Below are 22,131 nucleotides of genomic sequence, written 5' to 3' on the forward strand. Positions count from 1 at the left end.
GTCTCCCGCAGGTGCTTGCCTGCGGGTTTTACTCCCTCGTACTAACCGCTTCGGTCTTTTGGTCCGATAGATGTTTCTCGAAAATCTGCTCGATGAACGATTGGGCGGCTTCGGTTCCAAGGTCCCTGACCAGAAGGTCGATACCGATAATGGCGAGCTCTTCCGTGCTGCTTGGGCTGTAGGAGCTGTGGCCGTCTTGCCACTTGGCCTTGATGGCAGCGTCGATGCTTACGGTGGTCATGATGGCACTCGGGAGGTCGGGGAAGTCTGAGTACCGAGTTAACCATTTTGCGGGGCTTTTGACACGTCGACTTAGGCATGAAAGGAGGGCTGTGCGACACTTGGTCTCTGACGAATATTCAAGGAACGCGCTGTGCAGATCGATTTGAACTCCCCGGATGGCCTGACCCTCGAGGCGGTGCGTCAGTTGCTGGCCGGCGCCAGTGACGATGAGCACACCCAGTTGCGGGTCACCAAGGGAGGCATTGCCTACATCTCCTCGGGTGTCGTGGGCGGTACCGATATCGACGGGTTGTTGTTCCGGCTCGAAACCTGGGCCAAGGGCTCCGGTTATGTCGGGCGGGTTGCGGCCAGCGATGAAGTCTGGGTCATGCAAATCTTCAATGCCTTGAAAGAGAACTGGCCCAATCCTCCTTACGACTACATCGACGTTTATTGAGCGTCGTTCATATTCAGTCACGATTCAGTGATTAAGGGCAGGGCGACGCTCAGGCAGAATCGCGGCTCGTCCGGATCATGGGCAGGGTGCCAGCGCTCCCTGTGAAACCAAACGCCAGTCTGGCTGTCGCACGATCTCAGCTTAATCATTGAATAAGGAGGCTTCATGCCTTGGAAGCTCGCGTCATTGGGTACTTTGTTGGCCGTTGCCACGCTGGCCGGTTGCAGCACTCCCTCTACGGAGTCGGCAACAACGGATGTTGCGACGACTGACACGGGTCACAGTCGCTGTGAGGCAAAGGCTGCCGAGTTCACCATCGGCAAACAGGCATCGCCGCAGCTGCTCGAGCAGGCGCGTACCCGCGCCGGGGCGCAAAGTGCACGGTTCCTGCTGCCAACCGATATGGTGACGCTGGAGTACCGTTCCGATCGCCTGAACCTGAACACCGATGCCAGCCGGGTAGTGACCCGCGTCAACTGCGGCTGATCGTTCGACTTTTGTTTCACCCATAAAAAACCCCGTCACATGGACGGGGTTTTTTTAGTGCGCCTGGAAATTACTCTGGGCGAACTTGAGCAGCTTGCATACCCTTTTGGCCTTTCTCAGCCACGAAGGAAACAGTCTGGCCTTCTTTCAGGCTTTTGAAACCGTCGCTTTCGATAGCTTTGAAGTGTACGAACAGGTCGTCACCGCCACCTTGAGGAGTGATGAAGCCGAAGCCTTTTTCATCGTTGAACCATTTAACGGTGCCGGTTTGGCGATTAGACATGGTGTATCTCCAAGAAACATATATTTTCAGTAGTACTGTGCTGCTCAGGCCAACTGGGCACACCCGAGTATCATAGTCGAAATGTTCGGTTTGGGAGCCCCCCGGACGCACTGTTTGCCAATCAGACGTTTTTTCTTTGTACCCTTTAGCGGCTGAAAGCCCCGTTCTATAAGGCTTTCGGCCGAAAGTTAAGGCGATAAAAAAAGCTGAAAAACCTGAATAAATTGTACGAAAGGTCCTGTTTCAGCGGCTTTTTAACAGTGTTTCAGGGGCTGAAAGCATGGGGGCGGGCTTATTTTTGCTCTGTTTTGGTGGCCTTGCAGGCTGCAATTTTGCTCAGTGCCTGCTGCTTCAAAGTGTCGCTGGCCGTGTTGTTCATCAGGGCCTGAATGTCGGCGGCAGGGTACGATTTGATGGCATCGGCACCGCAGGCGCAGTGGGATTTTGCTGCTGCGGCGCCGATCTGTGGTGTGGCAGTCTGGGTGCACTGCGCCATGTATATCTCTCGTTCGCCTTTCGGCCATTCTGCATGGGCGGCCAGTGGCAGCAGGAGAATGACGGGGGCGACTACGGCGAATAAACGATTCAGACGCATGCTGAGATACTCCTTGTGGGTCAGATATCTTGTTATCTGAGGGCGATAGTGCGCTTCAAGTTCAGCACTCTGGCATAAAAACAGCCAATTTACCCTGCTGCAAAACCTGCGCACGGTGGCAACCGTTCATCTGTGCTAGCATGCGTGGCTCGGGCGTTTGCAGGCTCCGACGGACCTTCAGTCCCGGTGGCGGCAGACGCACGATTAACCCTGATTTGAATCCCAGTCACTCTGGTTCGGTTTCCCGGTTGGCCGCAAGGCTCCTGCCGCTGTAAGGCAGGCGTTCGTCATTGAACGGCCTGGACCGGATCTTGTACTGGCTCATCCCAACCCACGTGACCTTTGGTAGGGGTCACCACTAGGAGAGGAGGCGCCATGCCAACTATTACTCTTCCCGACGGCAGTCAACGTTCATTCGATCACCCGGTTTCCGTAGCCGAGGTCGCCGCATCCATCGGTGCAGGCCTGGCCAAGGCCACCGTTGCCGGCAAGGTCGATGGCAAGCTGGTCGACGCCAGCGACATCATCGACAGCGACGCGTCGCTGCAAATCATCACGCCAAAGGATGAAGAGGGGCTGGAGATCATTCGCCACTCTTGCGCCCACCTGGTTGGCCACGCGGTCAAGCAGTTGTACCCGACCGCCAAAATGGTCATCGGTCCGGTCATCGATGAAGGTTTCTATTACGACATCGCCTTCGAACGTCCTTTCACGCCGGACGACCTGGCGGCCATCGAGCAGCGCATGCAGCAGCTGATCGAGAAAGATTACGACGTGATCAAGAAAGTCACTCCGCGCGCCGAAGTGATCGAAGTGTTCAAGGCCCGTGGCGAAGACTACAAGTTGCGCCTGGTCGAAGACATGCCGAACGAGCAGGCCATGGGCCTGTACTATCACGAAGAATACGTCGACATGTGCCGCGGTCCGCACGTGCCGAACACCCGCTTCCTGAAATCCTTCAAGCTGACCAAGCTGTCCGGTGCCTACTGGCGCGGCGATGCCAAGAACGAGCAATTGCAGCGCGTCTACGGCACCGCATGGGCGGACAAGAAGCAACTGGCGGCTTACATCCAGCGCATTGAAGAAGCCGAAAAGCGCGACCACCGCAAGATCGGCAAGCGCCTGGGCCTGTTCCACACCCAGGAAGAGTCGCCGGGCATGGTGTTCTGGCACCCGAACGGCTGGACTTTGTACCAGGTGCTCGAGCAGTACATGCGCAAGGTTCAGCGCGACAATGGCTACCTGGAAATCAAGACGCCGCAAGTCGTTGACCGCAGCCTGTGGGAGAAATCCGGGCACTGGGCCAACTACGCCGACAACATGTTCACCACCCAGTCGGAAAACCGCGACTACGCGATCAAGCCAATGAACTGCCCCTGCCACGTGCAGGTGTTCAACCAGGGCCTGAAAAGCTACCGCGAGCTGCCAATGCGCCTGGCCGAGTTTGGCGCGTGCCACCGTAACGAGCCATCGGGTGCCTTGCACGGCATCATGCGCGTGCGCGCGTTCACTCAGGACGACGCTCACATCTTCTGCACCGAAGAGCAGATGCAGGCCGAGTCCGCCGCGTTTATCAAGCTGACCATGGACGTCTACGCCGATTTCGGCTTTAAAGATGTCGAGATGAAGCTGTCCACTCGTCCGGAAAAACGCGTCGGGTCCGACGAGCTTTGGGATCGCGCCGAAGCTGCGCTGGCCGCAGCCCTTGATAGCGCGGGCCTGCCGTACGATCTGCAACCGGGCGAGGGTGCGTTCTACGGTCCGAAGATCGAATTCTCGTTGAAAGATTGTCTCGGTCGCGTCTGGCAGTGTGGTACCCTGCAGCTCGATTTTAACCTGCCGGTCCGTCTGGGAGCCGAATTCGTCTCCGAAGACAACAGTCGCAAGCACCCGGTGATGTTGCACCGGGCGATCCTGGGGTCCTTCGAGCGTTTCGTCGGAATCCTGATCGAGCACTACGAGGGTGCATTCCCGGCGTGGCTTGCTCCGACCCAGGCAGTGGTGATGAATATCACTGACAAACAGGCTGATTTCGCCGCCGAGGTTGAAAAAACCCTCAACGAAAGCGGATTTCGTGCCAAGTCTGACTTGAGAAATGAAAAAATCGGCTTTAAAATCCGCGAGCATACTTTGCTCAAGGTTCCTTATCTCTTGGTTATCGGAGATCGGGAAGTCGAGATGCAGACTGTCGCTGTGCGTACTCGTGAAGGTGCTGACCTGGGCTCGATGCCCGTCGCCCAGTTCGCTGAGTTCCTCGCGCAAGCGGTTTCCCGGCGTGGTCGCCAAGATTCGGAGTAATTATTATTAAGCGTGAAATGAGACAAGATAAACGAACTGCACCGAAAGCCCCGATCAACGAGAATATCTCGGCACGCGAGGTTCGGTTAATTGGGGCTGAAGGTGAACAGCTCGGGATTGTGTCAATTGAAGACGCGCTTCTTAAGGCTGAAGAGGCCAAGCTGGATCTGGTGGAGATTTCCGCCGATGCAGTACCACCTGTTTGCAAACTGATGGACTACGGCAAATCGATCTTCGAAAAGAAGAAGCAGATTGCTGCGGCCAAGAAAAACCAGAAGCAGATTCAGGTTAAAGAAATCAAGTTTCGTCCAGGGACGGAGGAAGGGGATTACCAGGTAAAACTGCGCAACCTGGTACGTTTCCTGAGTGACGGGGACAGGGCCAAGGTATCCTTGCGATTCCGCGGCCGTGAGATGGCCCACCAGGAGCTGGGGATGGAACTCCTCAAGCGAGTTGAAGGTGACTTGCTCGAGTACGGTTCGGTCGAACAGCATCCTAAGATGGAAGGACGCCAGCTGATCATGGTCATCGCCCCGAAAAAGAAGAAGTAATCAACAGGGCACGGCAGGCCTTCTGATTATGTTTATCAACTGAATGCGGAGTATCCGAACATGCCAAAAATGAAGACCAAAAGTGGTGCTGCTAAGCGGTTTCTGAAAACTGCTAACGGTATCAAGCACAAGCACGCTTTCAAGAGCCACATCCTGACCAAAATGTCGACCAAGCGTAAGCGTCAACTGCGCGGTAGCAGCTTGCTGCATCCGTCTGACGTGGCAAAAGTCGAGCGCATGCTGCGCCTTCGTTAATTTTAGTCAAGAATAGAGGAAGTAACTCATGGCTCGTGTAAAGCGTGGCGTCATTGCCCGTAAGCGTCACAAAAAAATTCTGAAACTTGCTAAAGGCTACTACGGCGCACGCTCCCGCGTATTCCGTGTTGCCAAGCAAGCGGTAATCAAGGCAGGCCAATACGCCTACCGTGACCGTCGTCAGAAAAAACGTCAGTTCCGCGCTCTGTGGATCGCTCGTATCAACGCTGGTGCTCGTATCAACGGTCTGTCCTACAGCCGTTTCATCGCCGGCCTGAAAAAAGCGTCCATCGAGATCGACCGTAAGGTTCTGGCTGATCTGGCAGTGAACGAAAAAGCGGCGTTTGCTGCGATTGTCGAGAAAGCTAAAGCCACCTTGGCTTAAGTACCCCCGACAGTCACCCGGCCTTGCATCTGTGGGGTCAGGTGTTAAACGTCATAAATAGGGGAAGAGCCTTCAAGCTCTTCCCCTATTTTGTATCTGGAGTCTGTACATGGAAAACCTGGATGCGCTCGTCTCTCAAGCTCTAGAGGCTGTGCAAAGCGCTGAAGATATCAATGCCCTGGAGCAAATCCGGGTTCACTACCTTGGCAAGAAGGGTGAATTGACTCAGGTGATGAAGACCCTGGGGAATTTGCCGGCAGAAGAGCGTCCGCAGGTCGGTGCGCTGATCAACGTTGCCAAGGAGCGTGTCACAGAGGTCCTTAATGCGCGCAAGGCATTGTTTGAAGAAGCCGATCTGGCTGCCAAACTCTCTGCCGAGTCCATTGACGTGACCCTGCCTGGCCGTGGTCAGACCTCCGGTGGTCTGCATCCGGTTACCCGTACTCTGGAACGCGTCGAACAGTTCTTCACCCGTATTGGCTACGGCATCGCCGAAGGCCCTGAGGTCGAAGACGACTATCACAACTTCGAAGCGCTCAACATCCCCGGCCACCACCCGGCCCGGTCGATGCATGACACCTTCTATTTCAATGCGAACATGTTGTTGCGCACCCATACCTCGCCGGTACAGGTCCGCACCATGGAGTCGAAACAGCCGCCGATCCGCATCGTCTGCCCAGGTCGTGTATACCGCAGCGACTCCGATATCACCCACTCGCCGATGTTCCACCAGGTCGAAGGCCTGCTGATCGATCGCGACATCAATTTCGCCGACCTCAAAGGCACCATCGAAGAATTCCTGCGGGTGTTCTTCGAAAAGGAACTGGCGGTGCGTTTCCGTCCTTCGTACTTCCCGTTTACCGAGCCATCCGCTGAAGTCGACATGGAATGCGTGATGTGCAGCGGTAAAGGCTGCCGCGTCTGCAAGCAGACCGGCTGGCTGGAAGTGATGGGTTGCGGCATGGTTCACCCGAACGTGCTGCGCATGTCCGGGATCGACCCGGAAGAGTTCTCGGGCTTTGCCTTCGGCATGGGCGTAGAGCGTCTGGCCATGCTGCGTTACGGCGTGAACGACTTGCGTCTGTTCTTCGACAACGACTTGCGGTTCCTCGCGCAATTTCGCTAGTCGTAACGAATTCTTAGGAGAGCAGGATGAAATTCAGTGAACAATGGCTGCGTGGCTGGGTTAGCCCGCAGGTAAGTCGCGACGAGCTGGTTGCTCGTCTGTCGATGGCCGGTCTTGAGGTCGATAGCGTTACGCCGGCCGCCGGTGTTTTCAGTGGCGTGGTCGTTGGCGAGGTGCTGAGCACCGAGCAGCACCCGGACGCCGACAAACTGCGCGTGTGCCAGGTCAGCAACGGTTCGGAAACCTTCCAGGTTGTTTGCGGTGCGCCAAACGTGCGCCCGGGCTTGAAGATTCCTTTCGCCATGATCGGCGCCGAGCTGCCAGGCGACTTCAAGATCAAGAAGGCCAAGCTGCGTGGCGTCGAGTCCAACGGCATGCTGTGCTCGCAAACCGAGCTGCAGGTCGGTGAAGGCAATGACGGCCTGATGGAGCTGCCGGCCGATGCGCCGGTGGGCGAGGATTTCCGCGTTTACCTGGACCTGGAAGACGCCAGCATCGAGGTCGATCTGACCCCGAACCGTGGTGACTGCCTGTCCCTGGCCGGTCTGGCCCGTGAAGTGGGTGCCCTGTACGCCGCTGCGGTGGTCCGTCCGGTGGTGGCTTCGGTTCCTGCCGCCCACGACGAAGTGCGCTCGGTAGAAGTGCTGGCGCCCGCCGCGTGCCCACGTTACCTGGGGCGTGTGATCCGTAACGTCGACCTGTCCAAAGCAACGCCGCTGTGGATGGTCGAGCGTCTGCGTCGTGCCGACGTGCGCAGCATCGACGCTGCCGTCGACATCACCAACTATGTGATGCTGGAACTGGGTCAGCCGCTGCACGCCTTCGATCTCGCTGAAATCAACGGTGGCATCCGTGTGCGCATGGCTGAAGAGGGCGAGAAGCTGGTGCTGCTCGACGGCCAGGAAGTCAGCCTGCGTAGCGATACGCTGGTGATTGCCGACCACTCCCGCGCACTGGCAATTGCCGGCGTCATGGGTGGCGAGCACAGCGGTGTTTCCGCGACCACACGTGATGTGTTCCTGGAAAGCGCCTTCTTCGACCAGATCGCCGTAGCAGGCAAGGCCCGTTCCTATGGCCTGCACACCGATGCATCCCATCGCTATGAGCGTGGCGTGGACTGGCAGCTGGCCCGCGAAGCCATGGAGCGCGCGACTGGTTTGCTGCTGGAAATCACCGGTGGTGAAGCGGGTCCGATCATCGAGACCGTCAGCGAACAGCACCTGCCGAAAATTGCTCCGATCACCCTGCGTGCCCAGCGTATTACCCAGATGCTGGGTATGGAAATGGATTCGGCCGAGGTGGAGCGTCTGCTCAACGCCTTGGGCCTGACCATTACTGCCGATGGGGCAGGGCAGTGGCGTGTAGAAGTTCCAAGCCATCGCTTCGATATCAGCCTGGAAGTGGACCTGATCGAAGAACTGGCACGCCTGTATGGCTACAACCGTTTGCCGGTTCGTTATCCGCAAGCGCGTCTGGCGCCGCAAGCCAAGGCAGAAGCCCGTAGCGACCTGCCTGAACTGCGCCGCCTGCTGGTTGCCCGTGGATATCAGGAAGCAATTACCTATAGCTTCATTGATCCGAAACAGTTCGAACTGTTTAATCCGGGTGTGGAGCCGTTGCTGCTGGCCAATCCGATCTCCAATGACATGGCTGCCATGCGTTCGTCGCTTTGGCCGGGTCTGGTCAAGGCGCTTCAGCACAACCTGAACCGTCAGCAGGATCGCGTGCGTCTGTTCGAAAGCGGCCTGCGTTTCGTTGGCCAGCTTGAAGGTCTGAAGCAAGAGCCGATGTTGGCGGGTGTTGTTTGCGGTAGTCGCCTACCGGAAGGCTGGGCGCAGGGTCGCGATACCGTCGACTTCTTCGACGTCAAGGCAGACGTGGAAGCGGTGCTGGGTTTTGCCGGTGCTCTGGATTCGTTCACTTTCGTGCCGGGCAAACACCCAGCGCTGCACCCGGGTCAAACCGCGCGCATCGAACGTGACGGTCGTCTGGTCGGCTTCATTGGCGCGATCCACCCTGAATTGTCGAAAACCCTCGGTCTCGACCGTCCGGTCTTCGTCTTCGAGCTGGTTCTGGCGGAAGTGGCGTCGGGCAAAATGCCAAAATTCCACGAGTTATCGCGCTTTCCTGAAGTGCGTCGTGACCTTGCACTGATTGCGCACAAAGACGTTGCAGCCACGGCTGTACTGGACGTAATCCGTGAAAATGCAGGCGAATGGCTGACAGACCTCAGGCTATTTGACGTGTATCAGGGTAAAGGCATTGATCCTGATAGAAAAAGCCTCGCAGTCGGCTTGACCTGGCAGCATCCATCGCGCACTCTTAATGACGATGAGGTGAATACCGCAACGCAAAACATCCTCACCTCGCTCGAACAAAGGTTGAACGCCACGTTAAGGAAGTGACGTATGGGGGCTCTGACGAAAGCTGAGATGGCGGAACGTCTGTATGAAGAGCTGGGCCTGAACAAACGGGAGGCCAAGGAATTGGTCGAACTGTTTTTTGAAGAAATCAGGCACGCTCTCGAAGACAACGAACAAGTCAAATTGTCCGGTTTCGGCAATTTCGACCTTCGGGACAAACGCCAGCGGCCTGGCCGCAATCCGAAAACGGGGGAAGAAATCCCGATCACGGCTCGCCGTGTGGTCACCTTTCGTCCAGGGCAGAAGTTGAAGGCCCGAGTTGAGGCTTATGCTGGAACCAAGTCATAACGACGAGCTCCCCGTCATCCCGGGCAAACGCTACTTCACCATTGGTGAAGTCAGCGAGCTGTGTGCGGTAAAACCACACGTGCTGCGCTACTGGGAGCAGGAGTTTCCTCAACTCAACCCTGTCAAACGCCGCGGAAACCGCCGGTATTATCAGCGCCAGGACGTGCTGATGATCCGGCAGATCCGTGCGCTCCTTTACGATCAGGGGTTCACCATCGGCGGAGCGCGCCTGCGTTTGTCCGGTGATGAAGCCAAAGACGACACCACCCAATACAAGCAAATGATCCGCCAGATGATCGCCGAGCTCGAAGATGTTCTGGTGGTACTCAAGAAATAAATTCTCGCTTTTAAATACTTCCAGTTTTCAAAAGCTTGCGATATATTCTTGAGCGTTCCTCGAGATGAGGAATGGGTTTCACGCCTAGTCGGGGCGTAGCGCAGTCCGGTAGCGCACTAGCATGGGGTGCTAGGGGTCGAGTGTTCGAATCACTCCGTCCCGACCATATAATTCAAGGGGTTGCGAGATTTTATCTCGCGACCCCTTTTTATTTTACGGCGTTTTTACCCCTACAAAACGACTGGCTTTCAGTGGAATCCTCACTGCGTTCGCGTGAATTGATGCCTTATCTGGCAGTCGTCTCATGAACAAGGCTGGAGAAAATTTACGCTATTTAGCCGTACCGGCGATGGATATGCTGCATGCATGGATGATCGCCCAGCGTCATCTGACGCCCGGAGGCACGGCCATCAATAAGGCGCTCAATTACAGCCTGAAACGGTGGGCAGCGCTGTCACACTACCTCAATGGCGGGGCCGGCCCAATTGACAACAATTGGGCCAAGAACCAGATCCGCCCTTGGGTTCTTGGACATAAAACTGGCTCTTCGCAGGTTCGTTTTGCAGCGGTAAACGCGCGGCCCTGATCATAAATATGATCCAGTTTGCGCGGCTGAATGGTTATGATCCGTATGCCTCTGAAGGATGTTCTCACACACCTACCAACGCAGCGGGCGAGTGAAATCGATCAGTTACTGCCGCATCAGTGGTAACCGGTTTAGTTACGCAAGGCATGATGGCCGGATGCATAAGTAATAACGCCAGAACAGTAATGCATAGACGATGTCACCCGATGCCGCTACTGGCAATGGCCAGGGGATGCTGCCCGCCAGCCAGTGACCATAAACCACCACAACAAACAGTACTTTCAGGATTATCCCGAGCAGGATATAGGGTCGATACTGCAGCGGATCGCGAGCGATCATCCAATAGGCCCAGCCGAATATGATAACCAGGCACGTAGTGAGTTGAATGAAGAGGGTTGAGGTAGGGGTAATTTGCAGCCCCAACAGTGCAGCTACGGGTTGTAGGGCTACGAGTAATGGAAGACCTGCGAATACGTTGAAGCAGGCGGCAGAAATAAACAGCTTGCGTGTATAACTGTCGGTCATGGAGTTATTCCTGAGAGGTGTTGACGCCTCGCACCATGCAGAGACATCTTGTAACTTTTAGGTCTCAGCCAAGCAGCTTGAGTAATGCCGGATAGCTATTGGGGAACAGCCTGCTTATCCAGAACAAGGTGCTCGACTTGTTCCCTGTGATGATGCGTTTGGTACCTTTGCGCAGCCCCTTGATGATGTCGCCGGCACAATCTGCCGCTGGCGTCAGTAGCATCTTGTCGGCAAGGGCTTTGAACCTTTCTTCTGTACTACCGGCGGCTTTACAGCGTCGTCCGGCCTTTTCAATATTGGTTTTGATTCCGCCAGGGTGCACACACACGGCGCGCACGCCGCTGCCCTCAAGTTCCGACCATAGTGCTTCGGTCAGACCACGTACGGCGAACTTCGACATGTTGTAAGCGCTTTGCATCGGGAAACCTACCAGGCCAAATACGCTGGAAATGTTGACGATGCAGCCTTCCCGCTGGGCCTGCATCATCGGCAGGAACGCTTTGGTGCCGTACAGCACGCCCCACAGGTTGATACCGAGTTGCCACTCGTACTCATCGATGGAGGTGTTGGCAACTGTCCCGATGACTGCGGCACCTGCGTTATTGATGACGAAGTGCGCCGTGCCAAAATCTCGCTTTACCTCGTCGGCATGGGCCTGGAAGGCGTCCCAGGACGATACGTCCAGGAGATAACCTTTCGCTTTGCTGGCGTCAGGCAATAGCTTCATGGTTTTGTCGAGACCAACCTGGTTGATGTCCGACAGCGCGACGTGCGCGCCAGCTTCCACCATCTGGATAGCCAACTCTCGACCAATGCCTGATCCTGCGCCGGTGATGACGACTACTTTGTTTTGGAACATGTTTTTTATCCTTCTTGTTTTGATTGGTTTGGCCACTACAAATTTTTCTGACAAGAACTATTTGCTGAGAATGTGGATCGCGACGGCTGCCTCCTCAATACCCTGCAAACCGCCGCCGTTCTCCTGGATTGCATGGCGTGCGCCATATACCTGGCGTGCGCCAGCCTCTCCGCGCAGTTGCGTCACAAGTTCGTAGAGTTGTCCGATCCCGGTAGCGCCGAGTGGATGGCCTTTCGATTCCAGGCCACCTGAGGTATTGACCGGGATGCGTCCGCCCAGCGTGAACTCGCCACGTTCAGCCGCAGGTCCGCCCTGACCGAACGGGACCAGGCCCAGGTTTTCGACCTGAATGATTTCGCCCATCGCCGAGGCGTCATGGACTTCGGCGACATGCATGTCTTGCGGCCCCAGGCCCGCCTGTTCATAGGCCTGATTAGCTGCCAGGTGACCGACGTTCAGTTCAGGCTGATCGAGCCGTCGATGGCTAAAGCTACGGATCACACTGGCCGCTACCTTGATGCAGCGGCTCTTATCGGCACCGATGCGTGTGAGTCCTTCCTCGGTGCACAGGATGGCTGCTGCTGCGCCGTCCGACAGCGGCGCGCACATTGGCAGGGTGAGCGGGTAGGTGATCGGAGGGGCGGCAAGGATTTCGTCGATACCGAAGGCTTTGCGAAATTGCGAGTAGGGGTTATGGACCGAGTGAGTGTGGTTTTTTGCCGACACCGCTGCGATCTGCCGCTGCGTGGTGCCGTAGGTTTTCATATGCTGGCGGCACAATGCGGCATAGATGGCCATGAACTTACTGTAAGGCTTGTCCGATTCCGACCCGGCGGGCGGCACTACACCTTCGCCCATTTTTACCAGCGTCTGATAATTCTCTTCGGCGCGAGACACGTCCCAACCAGCCTCGAACAGCGAGAGGGCCTTCAGTTTATCCGGGATGTTCATCTTTTCCGCACCCAACGCCAGCGCGATACTGGCTGTACCGGCCTTGAGGCTTTGCACGGCCAAATTGAAGGCTGAGCTACCCGAAGCGCAGGCGTTCTCGATGTTATAGATAGGAATGCCTTCAATACCGATCTTGCTGAACACGACCTGACCTGGGATCGAGAGCTGACCTTGCAATGGGCCATTGGTCATGCCGGCATAAAACGCGATATCGAGATCGGCGGCAGTGCAGTGGGCGTCCTTCAATGCGCCCTGGAAAGCCTCACGTGCCAAGTCGTCGAGACTGCGTTCGATGTGGCGACCGAAGACGGTCATGGCGATGCCGGCGATATAGATATTGCTCATTGAAAATTCCTTATATTCAGTGGGTCAGTGTCCAGTTCGCACCCCACGGCGTGGTTGACGTTGGGTGCGCCTGGGCAGCGGCTTACTGAAGTTGCTAGTCGTTACCAGTTTCAGGCAGGCGTATCTCGGCCACGTGCAGACCGAGGTTGAGATCGACCTCGATTTTTCCCGTCAGATCTTCCGAGCTGATTTTTCCCAATAAGGCTGGCGCAGATCTTTCTTCAGCACCTTGCCCACCGGACTACGTGGCAGGCTGGTAGTGAAGTCGACCGACTTCGGTGCCATCACGCTGCCCAGCCTGGCCTTGCACAGCTCGATAAGCTCCTGCTCGGTGGTTTCCTGGCCTGGGTTGAGCTCGACCACGGCCTTGACGGCCTCACCCCATTTTTCATCGGGCACGCCAATCACGGCGCAGTCCTGAACGGCCGGATGTCCCCACAGCACTTGCTCGACCTGGCTGGGATAGACGTTGAAGCCGCCGGAAATGATCATGTCCTTTTTGCGATCGGTGAGGTGCAGATAGCCTTCGGCATCGATATGGCCGATGTCGCCGGTATGCAGCCAACCGTCGACGATGGTCTCGGCGGTCTTCTCCGGCTGCTTGTAGTAACCCTTCATGATCAGGTCGCCGCGCACGCATATTTCACCGGTTTCACCGCGCGGCAGGATCTGGTGGGTGTCGCTCATCACTTCGACGCGGACCAGCGGGTTAGGGCGGCCGACCGAGGACAGGCGTTCGTCGTCGGCGAATTGGTCACCCACCAGATGCTCGTCAGGACGAAAGTTGGCGATGCTGGCCGGTGCTTCGGTCTGACCATAGCCGCCGGTCATGACCGGGCCGAAAATCTCGATAGCTTTCTTCAGCTTGTCTACCGACATGGGAGCCGCGCCGTACATCAGGTACTTCACCGAGGAGAAGTCCAGCTTCTCGATACCGGGAATTTCCAACAGCCTGTAGATCACCGTTGGCGGCAGAAAGAGCTCGCTGACCCTGCGCTGTGCAATGGCGTTCAACATCAATGCCGGATCGGGTTTGGTAATGACCACTACAGTGCCACCTTGCGCCGTGCAGGGTACGGACAACAGGCCGGCAGTGTGGGTCATCGGTGCGGCGGCCATATTCACCGGCTTTTCACCATTGCGATAAGCACAGGTCAGCATGAAGTGGGCGATGAACGTCTGCACGCTGCGGTGGGTGTTCATCACGCCCTTTGGCGTGCCCGTAGTGCCACCAGTGGGTGAGACCGCCACCACGTCGTCCATGTCATAAGCGACTTCGGGACGGCTCGCCGGCTGGCCGGCACTCCATAGTTCCAACGAAGGTGCATCGACAGCATCGGCATCGATACAGATCCAGTGTTTGATCTTAGGCAGCCTGGACCGTAGCTCGGCGATGATTTGCGCGAAATCGTTCTGGTAGAACATCACCTCGCAGTCGAATGCGTCGAGGATGTAGTGATTCTCTTCGCTCGAGTTGCGCGCATTGACTGGAATCCAGGTCATGTTGGCGCGCCATAGACCCAGTGTGCAGGCCCAGGCGGTGACGTCGTTACCTGACCAGACGGCACCCTTGGTTTCCTTCGGCAAGCCCAGTGCGAGCAGCTTGTTGGCGATGCGACACGAGAGCTCGCCGATTTCGTTGAAGGTGTAAGAGCGCTCGCCCTGGATGTAGGCGACCCCGGCAGGGTTGATGCCCCAGCCGCGATCGTAAAAGTCGATGATGGCCATAAGTGGTTCCTGTGCCGGTAATCAGAGTTTGGTAACGGTGGCACGGGCCAGGCCGCGTTCTTCCAGGAAGCCGAGCAGATAGCGGTGTCCAAAAGCCTTGGAGCCAGAAGCGAAGCCGACCTTGTTGGTGTCGTCGTCGAGCAGCCTGATCGCCGCAGCGGCCTGTAGGGCACCGGTGGAAATATAGGGTGTGACGCCATGCACGGTAGCGCGCACGGCGGCCAGGTGACCGCGGCCGATAGCGATGTCGACGCTGCGTTGCAAGGTGGTGCGTTCGCGGGGCGGCATGCTCGGCGTGGTGGCCTCTACCAGGCTCTTCACCACCGCGTCCTGCTGCTCCTTGGACAGGTGCTTGTATTCCGCTTCCCACTTCTGGCTCAGGCCATGCACCATCGGCATCACATTGTTGTCGTAGAAACCGACCGCGGAGGTGCAGGCGCGCACGCGCGGATCATGCTCGAAGTAAATCGGCAGCGAGGTTCCCCCCCAAGGCAGGCAGAAAACCGGCTGCATGAAGTTGGGGTCGACAATGTTGAACGAAGCGGTGGCGGGGTGTTGCACCAGCTTGTTTTCCCACAGGTAGAACTGCTCCCGGTGGAACAATTCGAAAATCGAGGCCGCCGAGCCCAGGCTGACCCCGGCGACATCACGCGGGCCGCGGCACAGGGCGGCGGTTTCCAGCACGTCGATCCCGGGGGTTTCCAGCGCCAGTTCGGCGGCGATCTCGGAGAAGCTGAACATGTAGGACAGCGATGGCGAAACCAGCAGGCCAGCCTGACGATAGAGCTCGCCAAATTGCTCGCGAACCTGACGGACGTAGCTTTGCTCGCCGGTGGTATCTATGTGGTGGCAGCCAGCCTTGAGCGCGGCCTCGACGGTGGTCAGACCGAAATTGACGAAGGGGCCAACGGTGTTGCAGACCACTTTGGCCCCCTTGAAGGCGGCGCTCAGCGATTCGACGTTGTGCTCGGCCTCGATGATTTCATAGGTCGCGGACTCCAGGCGTACCACACGTTGCGCCATCATTTCCTGCGCGCGCTTGGCATTGCGCGCCACAGCGGTGAAGGGGATGTTCTGGTCGATCAGCCAGTCCATGGTCAGCATGCCGGTGTAGCCACTGGCGCCATAGACAACTACGGGATACTTAGCCATTTCTATTGTCTCCAAAGTTTATTGTTAGTCGGGTCTTGGATCAGTACTGGGGCCAGCCGTCTTCGTAGAGCTCCTGGACAAGGAACCCAAGGCGGGTGGTGAGCATCATGTTTTCGCCGTCCTCGATCAGCGCGGCGCGGGCATCGCGGAACAACTTCTCCATGGGGTACTCGCGGGTCAGGCCGTTGCCACCAAACAGCTGCAAGGCATCGCTGACTACACGCATGGCCTCTTCGGTCACGGTGACCTTGCTGGAAGCCGTGGCACAGGGGTGCCCCTGCGGGGATAGGCGCGCATAGGCCAGGGAGCGGCGGGCGACAGCCCGGCAAAGCTCGACACGACGCATCATGTCGCCGATGCGGTAGCGGGTAAGCTGGTGGTTGATCAGCAATTGGCCACCCTGCTTGCGCTCATGGCAGTAAGCCAGGGCCAGTTCGAAGGCGGAACGTGCCACCCCGGTGAACCATTGCGCCATGTGGGTGCCAGCGAACGACCAGGTCGAAACGACGTTGCCGTAGTACTCGTCCTGCAGGGCCACGGCGAAGCGCTTGGGAATCCGCACGTTGTCGAAATACACCTCGCCCTGGGGCAGGGCGCGCTGACCGATCTTCTCCAGTGGCTTGCCCTTGCTGACACCGGGCAAGTCCAGGGGCACGATTACAGAGATGCCATAGGGCAAGCCATTGGCATCGTAGAAGCCGTTGCCATAGTCGGCGGTCATGTAGGCCAGGGCCACCTGGGCCACCGCGCCGTTGGACACCCAGGCCGAGCACTGGCCGTTAATGACGATCTCGTGCTCGCCAACCTTGGCGAAGAGATTGCCCTTGTTGCCCAACTGCCCTAGCACCCAGTCGCGCTGCAAGTCGAAGGCGCTGATGTCAGTGCCCTTGTCCGGATGGGTAATCATCCAGCAGCCGATTTTCCCGGCACTCAGATCGATCAGCTCCTGGTTCCCTACGGCTTTAGCCATCTCGTTCGGGAAGGTGCTGACGCCCAGGGAAACCGCCAGACCGGCATCGCCCCAGCCCATTTCCTCGCCGATCATAGACTCGACGCGTACAGCCGTTTCCGGCGGCAGTTCGGCCAGCAGATCGGAACTCAGGCCCAACTTGGCGGCTTCGCTGAACAGGCTGTAGTACGGCGAGCCGGGGGCAACCACCTGCACTGCGGTCATCTTGTCGAGTTCCTGACCAAGAGGCCGCATGAAATCCTTGGCAAAGCGATGCACGCTGTCCTGGATGCCGCGCTCGACCTCGTTCAGGGGTGTTTCAAAGCCGGTTATTGAAATGTCAGGCAGGTTGATCCGGTTACTTAGTTTCATCATGGGCCTCGTCATATCACTCGGTTTTTCTTATGGCCTGCACGCTAGGGGTCGAGACGCGTCAGGCGTCGGCCGGCAGTTCGCCGGCGGCGATCAGAGTGGCGCGCGTGGCCTCGACGAAAGGCTCTACGGTGTCGACGAATAGTTCTTGCAGCGGCGTCCCCTTGAACTCGGGGAGGAAGGTCTTGTTCCAGTGGCCGCACAGCGACATGCCCGCTGGGGTGTCGACCATGGCGACGCCGATCGCCAGCAGGGTCTGGATGGCACCGGGAGGGGAAGCCGCGTAGGCTGCGCGCCACTGCTCGGGCGTCAACTCGTTACGCTCGATCGGACGACCCACGGCCTGTTCGCGCGCGGCCAACAGCTCATTCCACGAACACCAGGCCGTGGCTGCGACTGGACAGATCGCATTGCGCGAGGCCGGGTGGGCCAGCACATGCGGGATGATGCGGCCAACATCAGCGCCGGTCGACCAGGCCAGCTTGGCGTCGGGATCCCCCATCACCATCACCGGCTCGAGCATGTAGTACTCGATCCAGGCACCGGCCGGAATGATGGTGTAGTCCATGCCGGCCAGTTCGATCATGCGCCGGATGAACGCCTTCTGCCGGGCCATCAAGCGGTGCGTGGTGTCGGTCTGCCAGAACTGTTCGAATTCATAGATCGCGCCGTACTCGGATGGCACGAAGCGTTCGACCCCGGCTTCCTTGGCGGCAAAAATCAGCGGCATCTGCGATTCGGTGGCGTAGAGCGGCACGCAGGACACCAGGTAGTCGGTGCCGCGTAGCGCCGGGACCAGCGTTTCGGCAATGGTGACGTCGACCTCCTTGATGGTCACGCCCTGACGCGCCCATTCGGCGTACTGCTGCTGTTTTTGCGCCTCGCTCTTGCTGATGCCCGACGATGAGCGTTCCACCTGGCCGGAGCGGCGCGCGAGCACATTGATATTGACCAGGCCCTGGCGAATGAACTCATTGACGCAGGCGACACCGGCAGTCCCGGTGGCGCCGAATACAGTGACGGTCTTCTTGCTCATGCTGTTCTCCTGGCTGTGATCAGTCATGCGGGGGAGCGGTTGTGCCTGCCTCGCATTGAGGCGAGTGGCGCAATATTTGGCCGATTATTGTTCTTCCCGACATCGACAACTCACCTGAAAAGCGGTCATATTTGTCAAAATATGCTCATCCCGAGATGCCCATGAATCCGCAACAACAGGTCCATGAAACACTGGGATTGCCCTTGCTGGGCGGCCTGGTGTGCAGTGAAATCCCCTTGTATGCGGAGCGCTACTTCCTGCATACGACTGATCTATCCGTCCCGCCCGTTGACTTCATGGCCCTGTTGACCCAGTTCGGTGGCTCGCGGGCGGATGAGGGGGCCGGGGGCGAGTTGCGCTCAACATCGATGCCCCGCTTGTCAATGCTGCTGCCTGCAGGTTGTGCCACTCAATGGCACTATTCCGGCAGCATTGATTTCGCGGTTTTTTATCTGCCCGAGCGCACGGATGGTGTGTTTAAACAATTGCGTGAGCTATGCGCTGGCGCGCAGGCACCATTGCCCGTCAGTGATGGTTTGGTGAGCGCGGCGGCCCGGCAATTGATGGATGAGCTAAGTCTTGGGAAAGGGGCTGATCAGGGGTTCATGGCAAGATTGGCCATGGTCATGCTTGAGCAGGTGTATCGTGCGCTACGAGTTGACGCGAGCAGAGGTATTTATCCGCCGCATATTCATCTGGCGCGCCTGCATACGGTACTGGTCTTCATTCGCGAGCATCTGGGGCAGGAACTGTCGATCAGCACGCTGGCTGGCCAGGCGGGTGTCAGCCCGGCTCATTTTCGACGGCTGTTTCAACGCGCCATGGGTATGCCGCCCCATCGCTATGTAATGAATGTACGACTGGAACATGCGCGTGATCTGCTCATGCAGACCGATCTCCCTATTTTGCATGTGGCGCTGGAGTGTGGCTTCAGCTCTCAGAGCCACCTGACTGCAGCGTTCAAGGTTGCGCACGCCAGTACACCGGCTGAATACAGAGCCCTGGCTGGAAGGTAGCGGATTCTTTGGCGTGGCGAGCAGGTCACGACACCGAAAGAACACAAGCGGCTTGCGTTGGATTGCACCGGGGTTCAAACCTCCGGACCATTCCATGGTAGTGTTCGACCGTTTGGAACTGTATCCAGCGACCTTCAGACGCTCCTTGGGTAGGCGTCTCTTAACCACCAGGGTCTGAAAGAAATGGATTGCATAGAGCCCCAACTGATCCTCAAAACGACACCGCCGCGCAGTCAGAAGTCAGCACGGATGCGAAACCGCCTGGGTATCCAGACCCAGGAACTGACAGACAAAGTGGTGATCGCCGTTCAAGCGCCGGCAGGCTTCGGCAAAACCTTTCTGCTGACCCAATGGCGCCGTGAGTGTTTGTCTCACGGCGCCGTGGTGGCCTGGATGACGCTGGATGCACAGGATGATGGTGCTCGTTTTGTCCAAGGGCTGGGAGCTGCGATGGCAATTGGCAGCGGTCGGCCGTCGTTTGCCCGCGCATTCGAGCCTATTGCGGGACTGGGGCGTGACGAACAGGAAGGGCTGACGCAGTGGTTGGCGGAAGTGGCCGATCTGGGTAGCGAAACCGTATTGATTCTGGATGAAGTGGATGCCCTTCCCGAGTTGACGATCCGTTACTCCCTGACGTACCTGTTGCACAACGCACCGGCCAATTTGCGCATCATCATGGCCTCTCGCACACGGTTGAATCTGCAGGTGGCGGACCTCGCGGCAAGCGGGCTTTTCACGACGATCATGACAGCGGCTTTACGGCTGAATGTGGAAGAGGCGGTCGCCATCCTCAATGACCGTTTCGGCGCAAGGGTTGATGCCGACCTCTGCGTGCGGCTGCACGAGATAACCGAAGGCTGGCCGCTCGGCCTGCAATTAGCGATTTCGGCGTTGGAGAAGAGCTCGAATCGAAGTGCGGCAGTCGAAGAGTTGTCGACTTGCCTGGGTGATATCCAGCGTTATTTCGTCGACAGTTTGCTCGCACATCTTCGGGAGGAGCAGGTTCGCTTTCTGACCGGCATTGCAGTGTTGGAAATGGTCCAGCCCTTGTTATGCGAGGCGCTGACGGGCAACGCTCGCTCGGGTGAATTGCTGAAGGAATTGTGTGCCTCGACACCGATTTTTGTTGAAAGTATCGACAGTGACTGGGTGCGCATCCATCCATTGGCGCGGGAATTTCTGCTCGGCCGTTTTGCCGACTTGCCGTTGGAGCAGCGTCAGGGTTATCACCGGCGCGGCGCTGTGTGGCTGGAACACCACGGTTTCCTGGAGCAGGCCGCCCGGCAATATCTGTTGGCCGGCATGCCCCAACCGGCCTATACGTTGATCGGCAAATGCCTGTACGAAGTCGCGTTGCAGGGGCAATTCAGCCGGGTGCTGGAGTGGGTCGAGGAGCTTGGCCCCGCTGACGTGTTGTCGCATCCGCGCATCTGCCTGGCGGCGGCCTGGACATTGGCAATGGGAGCGCGTCAGGCAGAAGCGGCGCAATTGATTGCGGCAATTGAACAGCATCCGTCCGCCGACGAGGCGACACGTTGTGAAGCGGCCGCCATCGCCGCCGCCGCCGCCTTCTTTGCGGACCGTCCGGATCAATCGCATCAACTCATCATGCCTTGGGTCGATCGATTGCCCTCATTCTCAATCACGGTGCAAGCCTTGGTCGCGAATCTGATCGCCCGGCTGACGCTGTTGCAGGGGCAACCGGAGAAAGCCCGACGAATCCTTCAGCGAGCACCGCGTTACGCGGGTAGTACTGGCCTTGATGCCATACGCGGGTATGGCGAGTGGGTGGTCGGTCTTGCTTATTTATACGAGGGTCGAATGGTGTCGGCGCGTACTGCGTTGCACGACAGCCTGTTGCATGCCGAACGGGACATCGGTCGGCGCAGTCCGGTGGCGGTCATGTTAGCGAGCGCTCTGGCGACGGTGTTGCTGGAACAGGGGGAAGTCCAGGAGACCGCTACGGTGCTGGCGAACAGGCTGGATATCGTTGAGCGATTGGCCTCTCCCGATGCGATTGTGCAGGGTTTCCTCGCCGCCTCTCGACTGGCCTCACTCCAGGGGCAGGGGCATCGCGGGCAGGATCTGCTCGAGGCGTTATTCGCCCTTGGAGAAGAGCGAAATATTCCACGATTCTGCATTGCCTCCCTGGGAGAGCAAATACGCCTGCATGCCTTGCAGGGACGCAGCGATACCTGTCACGCATTATGGCGCCGGCTGGACAGTTTCACGCCGGTTATTGCCCGTGAGCGAACAGGGTTGCTGGGGCCGGAGCTGGACTTGCTGGCCGGGGTAGCCAACGCTTATGCCTTACTGGCCCAACGTGACTGGGAGGCGATGCTGGCGGTGCTGGGCAGGGTTGGCGAAACAGCCGAATACCTGCGTCGTGGGCGAGATATCGTGCAGATCAAGCTGCTCAGGGCACTGGCACTTCGGGCGACCGGACAGGGCGGTACTGACTATTTGCTGGAGGCTGTCAGCCTCGCGCAAGAAAACGGTATGTTGCGTGTGGTGCAGGACACCCATCCGGACCTGATCAAATGGGAGCGGACACTCCAGGGTGAAACGGTCCCGTTGCTTGCGACGCCCTCTACGCCCGCATCTGTTGCGCGACCGGAATCCACCCCATTGAGCGTGTCCGCGAGTCGTCTCTTGACGCCCAAGGAACGTGAGGTGTTGCAGCTATTGGCTCGCAACCTGTCCAACAAGCAAATCGCCCTGGCGCTGAATGTCGGCGAGGAAACCGTGAAGTGGCACCTGAAAAACCTGTTTGGAAAATTCCAGGCCGGCACCAGACAGCATGTAGTCGCGCGTGCATATATGCTGGGAATTCTCGAGACAGCGAGCTAATGCGAACTCACCACCCGAGGTGATCCGTTCGGATCATCCTTCAATCCCCCCCGCCC

At 57.9% G+C, this 22,131-nt stretch carries 22 protein-coding genes, 1 tRNA gene and 1 pseudogene; 14 read left to right on the top strand and 10 right to left on the bottom strand.

Annotated elements, in window-relative coordinates; translation table 11 throughout:
* Positions 1 to 28 precede the first annotated feature (28 nt).
* Positions 29 to 241: a hypothetical protein gene (locus tag KGB29_RS11335; RefSeq protein WP_057715541.1), complete on the bottom strand. Its 213-nt coding sequence runs from the start codon at positions 239 to 241 to the stop codon at positions 29 to 31.
* Positions 242 to 373: 132 nt separating this feature from the next.
* On the opposite strand from KGB29_RS11335, the gene KGB29_RS11340 reads away from it, so the two are divergent.
* Together KGB29_RS11340 and KGB29_RS11345 are read left to right on the top strand one after the other, a co-directional pair.
* The gene (locus KGB29_RS11340) at positions 374 to 679 is read left to right on the top strand and encodes a hypothetical protein (RefSeq protein ID WP_007975706.1); all 306 of its coding nucleotides are present in this window, start codon (positions 374 to 376) and stop codon (positions 677 to 679) included.
* 165 nt (positions 680 to 844) lie between these two features.
* Entirely contained in the window at positions 845 to 1,165 is a 321-nt protein-coding gene (locus KGB29_RS11345) for an I78 family peptidase inhibitor (protein ID WP_008047240.1), read from the top strand.
* A gap of 70 nt (positions 1,166 to 1,235) precedes the next feature.
* Here KGB29_RS11345 and KGB29_RS11350 read toward each other — a convergent pair whose 3' ends face one another.
* Together KGB29_RS11350 and KGB29_RS11355 are read right to left on the bottom strand one after the other, a co-directional pair.
* Positions 1,236 to 1,448, bottom strand: a complete 213-nt coding sequence (locus KGB29_RS11350; RefSeq protein WP_003179963.1) for a cold-shock protein — start codon at positions 1,446 to 1,448, stop codon at positions 1,236 to 1,238.
* A 292-nt stretch (positions 1,449 to 1,740) separates the two neighbouring features.
* On the bottom strand, positions 1,741 to 2,043 hold the full coding sequence (locus tag KGB29_RS11355) for a hypothetical protein (RefSeq protein WP_150812530.1): 303 nt from the start codon (positions 2,041 to 2,043) through the stop codon (positions 1,741 to 1,743).
* Between the two features lie 375 nt (positions 2,044 to 2,418).
* Here KGB29_RS11355 and thrS point away from each other — a divergent pair, with 375 nt between their 5' ends.
* The 10 genes and pseudogenes from thrS to KGB29_RS11405 all read left to right on the top strand — a co-directional run.
* Positions 2,419 to 4,341, top strand: coding sequence for a threonine--tRNA ligase (gene thrS, locus KGB29_RS11360; protein ID WP_090454263.1), 1,923 nt, complete (start codon positions 2,419 to 2,421; stop codon positions 4,339 to 4,341).
* Entirely contained in the window at positions 4,341 to 4,892 is a 552-nt protein-coding gene (gene infC / locus KGB29_RS11365) for a translation initiation factor IF-3 (protein WP_172435703.1), read from the top strand. The genes thrS and infC overlap by 1 nt, the downstream gene beginning before the upstream one ends.
* A gap of 60 nt (positions 4,893 to 4,952) precedes the next feature.
* Positions 4,953 to 5,147: a 50S ribosomal protein L35 gene (gene rpmI / locus KGB29_RS11370; RefSeq protein ID WP_002553160.1), complete on the top strand. Its 195-nt coding sequence runs from the start codon at positions 4,953 to 4,955 to the stop codon at positions 5,145 to 5,147.
* Between the two features lie 28 nt (positions 5,148 to 5,175).
* Positions 5,176 to 5,532, top strand: coding sequence for a 50S ribosomal protein L20 (rplT, locus tag KGB29_RS11375; protein WP_007905879.1), 357 nt, complete (start codon positions 5,176 to 5,178; stop codon positions 5,530 to 5,532).
* A gap of 109 nt (positions 5,533 to 5,641) precedes the next feature.
* Entirely contained in the window at positions 5,642 to 6,658 is a 1,017-nt protein-coding gene (pheS, locus tag KGB29_RS11380; protein ID WP_007975711.1) for a phenylalanine--tRNA ligase subunit alpha, read from the top strand.
* 26 nt (positions 6,659 to 6,684) lie between these two features.
* Positions 6,685 to 9,063 carry a phenylalanine--tRNA ligase subunit beta gene (gene pheT / locus KGB29_RS11385; protein ID WP_057715538.1) on the top strand — a complete coding sequence of 793 codons (2,379 nt, stop codon included), beginning with the start codon at positions 6,685 to 6,687 and terminating at the stop codon, positions 9,061 to 9,063.
* Between the two features lie 3 nt (positions 9,064 to 9,066).
* Positions 9,067 to 9,369, top strand: coding sequence for an integration host factor subunit alpha (ihfA, locus tag KGB29_RS11390; protein WP_002553164.1), 303 nt, complete (start codon positions 9,067 to 9,069; stop codon positions 9,367 to 9,369).
* Positions 9,350 to 9,706 carry a MerR family transcriptional regulator gene (locus tag KGB29_RS11395; protein WP_003179985.1) on the top strand — a complete coding sequence of 119 codons (357 nt, stop codon included), beginning with the start codon at positions 9,350 to 9,352 and terminating at the stop codon, positions 9,704 to 9,706. The genes ihfA and KGB29_RS11395 overlap by 20 nt, the downstream gene beginning before the upstream one ends.
* Positions 9,707 to 9,795: 89 nt before the next feature.
* Positions 9,796 to 9,872, top strand: a tRNA-Pro gene (locus KGB29_RS11400).
* A gap of 171 nt (positions 9,873 to 10,043) precedes the next feature.
* Positions 10,044 to 10,418: pseudogene (locus KGB29_RS11405) on the top strand (IS66 family transposase); the annotation flags it as partial.
* Between the two features lie 9 nt (positions 10,419 to 10,427).
* On the opposite strand, the gene KGB29_RS11410 reads toward KGB29_RS11405, so the two are convergent.
* The 7 genes from KGB29_RS11410 to KGB29_RS11440 all read right to left on the bottom strand — a co-directional run bounded on the left by KGB29_RS11410 (position 10,428) and on the right by KGB29_RS11440 (position 18,209).
* On the bottom strand, positions 10,428 to 10,817 hold the full coding sequence (locus tag KGB29_RS11410) for a hypothetical protein (RefSeq protein ID WP_154860590.1): 390 nt from the start codon (positions 10,815 to 10,817) through the stop codon (positions 10,428 to 10,430).
* A 64-nt stretch (positions 10,818 to 10,881) separates the two neighbouring features.
* Positions 10,882 to 11,676: an SDR family NAD(P)-dependent oxidoreductase gene (locus KGB29_RS11415; protein WP_154860589.1), complete on the bottom strand. Its 795-nt coding sequence runs from the start codon at positions 11,674 to 11,676 to the stop codon at positions 10,882 to 10,884.
* A gap of 57 nt (positions 11,677 to 11,733) precedes the next feature.
* Positions 11,734 to 12,972 (bottom strand): thiolase family protein, encoded by a 1,239-nt coding sequence (locus KGB29_RS11420; protein ID WP_104449481.1) that lies wholly within the window; start codon positions 12,970 to 12,972, stop codon positions 11,734 to 11,736.
* Between the two features lie 171 nt (positions 12,973 to 13,143).
* The gene (locus tag KGB29_RS11425; protein ID WP_104449480.1) at positions 13,144 to 14,700 is read right to left on the bottom strand and encodes an AMP-binding protein; all 1,557 of its coding nucleotides are present in this window, start codon (positions 14,698 to 14,700) and stop codon (positions 13,144 to 13,146) included.
* Between the two features lie 21 nt (positions 14,701 to 14,721).
* A complete protein-coding gene (locus tag KGB29_RS11430; protein WP_093414216.1) occupies positions 14,722 to 15,852 on the bottom strand; it encodes a saccharopine dehydrogenase family protein in 1,131 nt (376 codons plus the stop codon).
* A gap of 40 nt (positions 15,853 to 15,892) precedes the next feature.
* Positions 15,893 to 17,173 carry an acyl-CoA dehydrogenase family protein gene (locus KGB29_RS11435; protein WP_223616404.1) on the bottom strand — a complete coding sequence of 427 codons (1,281 nt, stop codon included), beginning with the start codon at positions 17,171 to 17,173 and terminating at the stop codon, positions 15,893 to 15,895.
* Between the two features lie 61 nt (positions 17,174 to 17,234).
* Entirely contained in the window at positions 17,235 to 18,209 is a 975-nt protein-coding gene (locus KGB29_RS11440; RefSeq protein ID WP_154860586.1) for an NmrA family NAD(P)-binding protein, read from the bottom strand.
* Positions 18,210 to 18,370: 161 nt separating this feature from the next.
* Here KGB29_RS11440 and KGB29_RS11445 point away from each other — a divergent pair, with 161 nt between their 5' ends.
* Complete coding sequence (locus tag KGB29_RS11445; protein WP_223616405.1) at positions 18,371 to 19,225, top strand: helix-turn-helix domain-containing protein; 855 nt, start codon at positions 18,371 to 18,373, stop codon at positions 19,223 to 19,225.
* A gap of 249 nt (positions 19,226 to 19,474) precedes the next feature.
* Positions 19,475 to 22,075: a helix-turn-helix transcriptional regulator gene (locus KGB29_RS11450; protein ID WP_223616406.1), complete on the top strand. Its 2,601-nt coding sequence runs from the start codon at positions 19,475 to 19,477 to the stop codon at positions 22,073 to 22,075.
* Positions 22,076 to 22,131 lie beyond the last annotated feature (56 nt).

It is taken from the genome of Pseudomonas sp. BF-B-30 (assembly GCF_019956305.1).
GTDB lineage: Bacteria > Pseudomonadota > Gammaproteobacteria > Pseudomonadales > Pseudomonadaceae > Aquipseudomonas > Aquipseudomonas jessenii.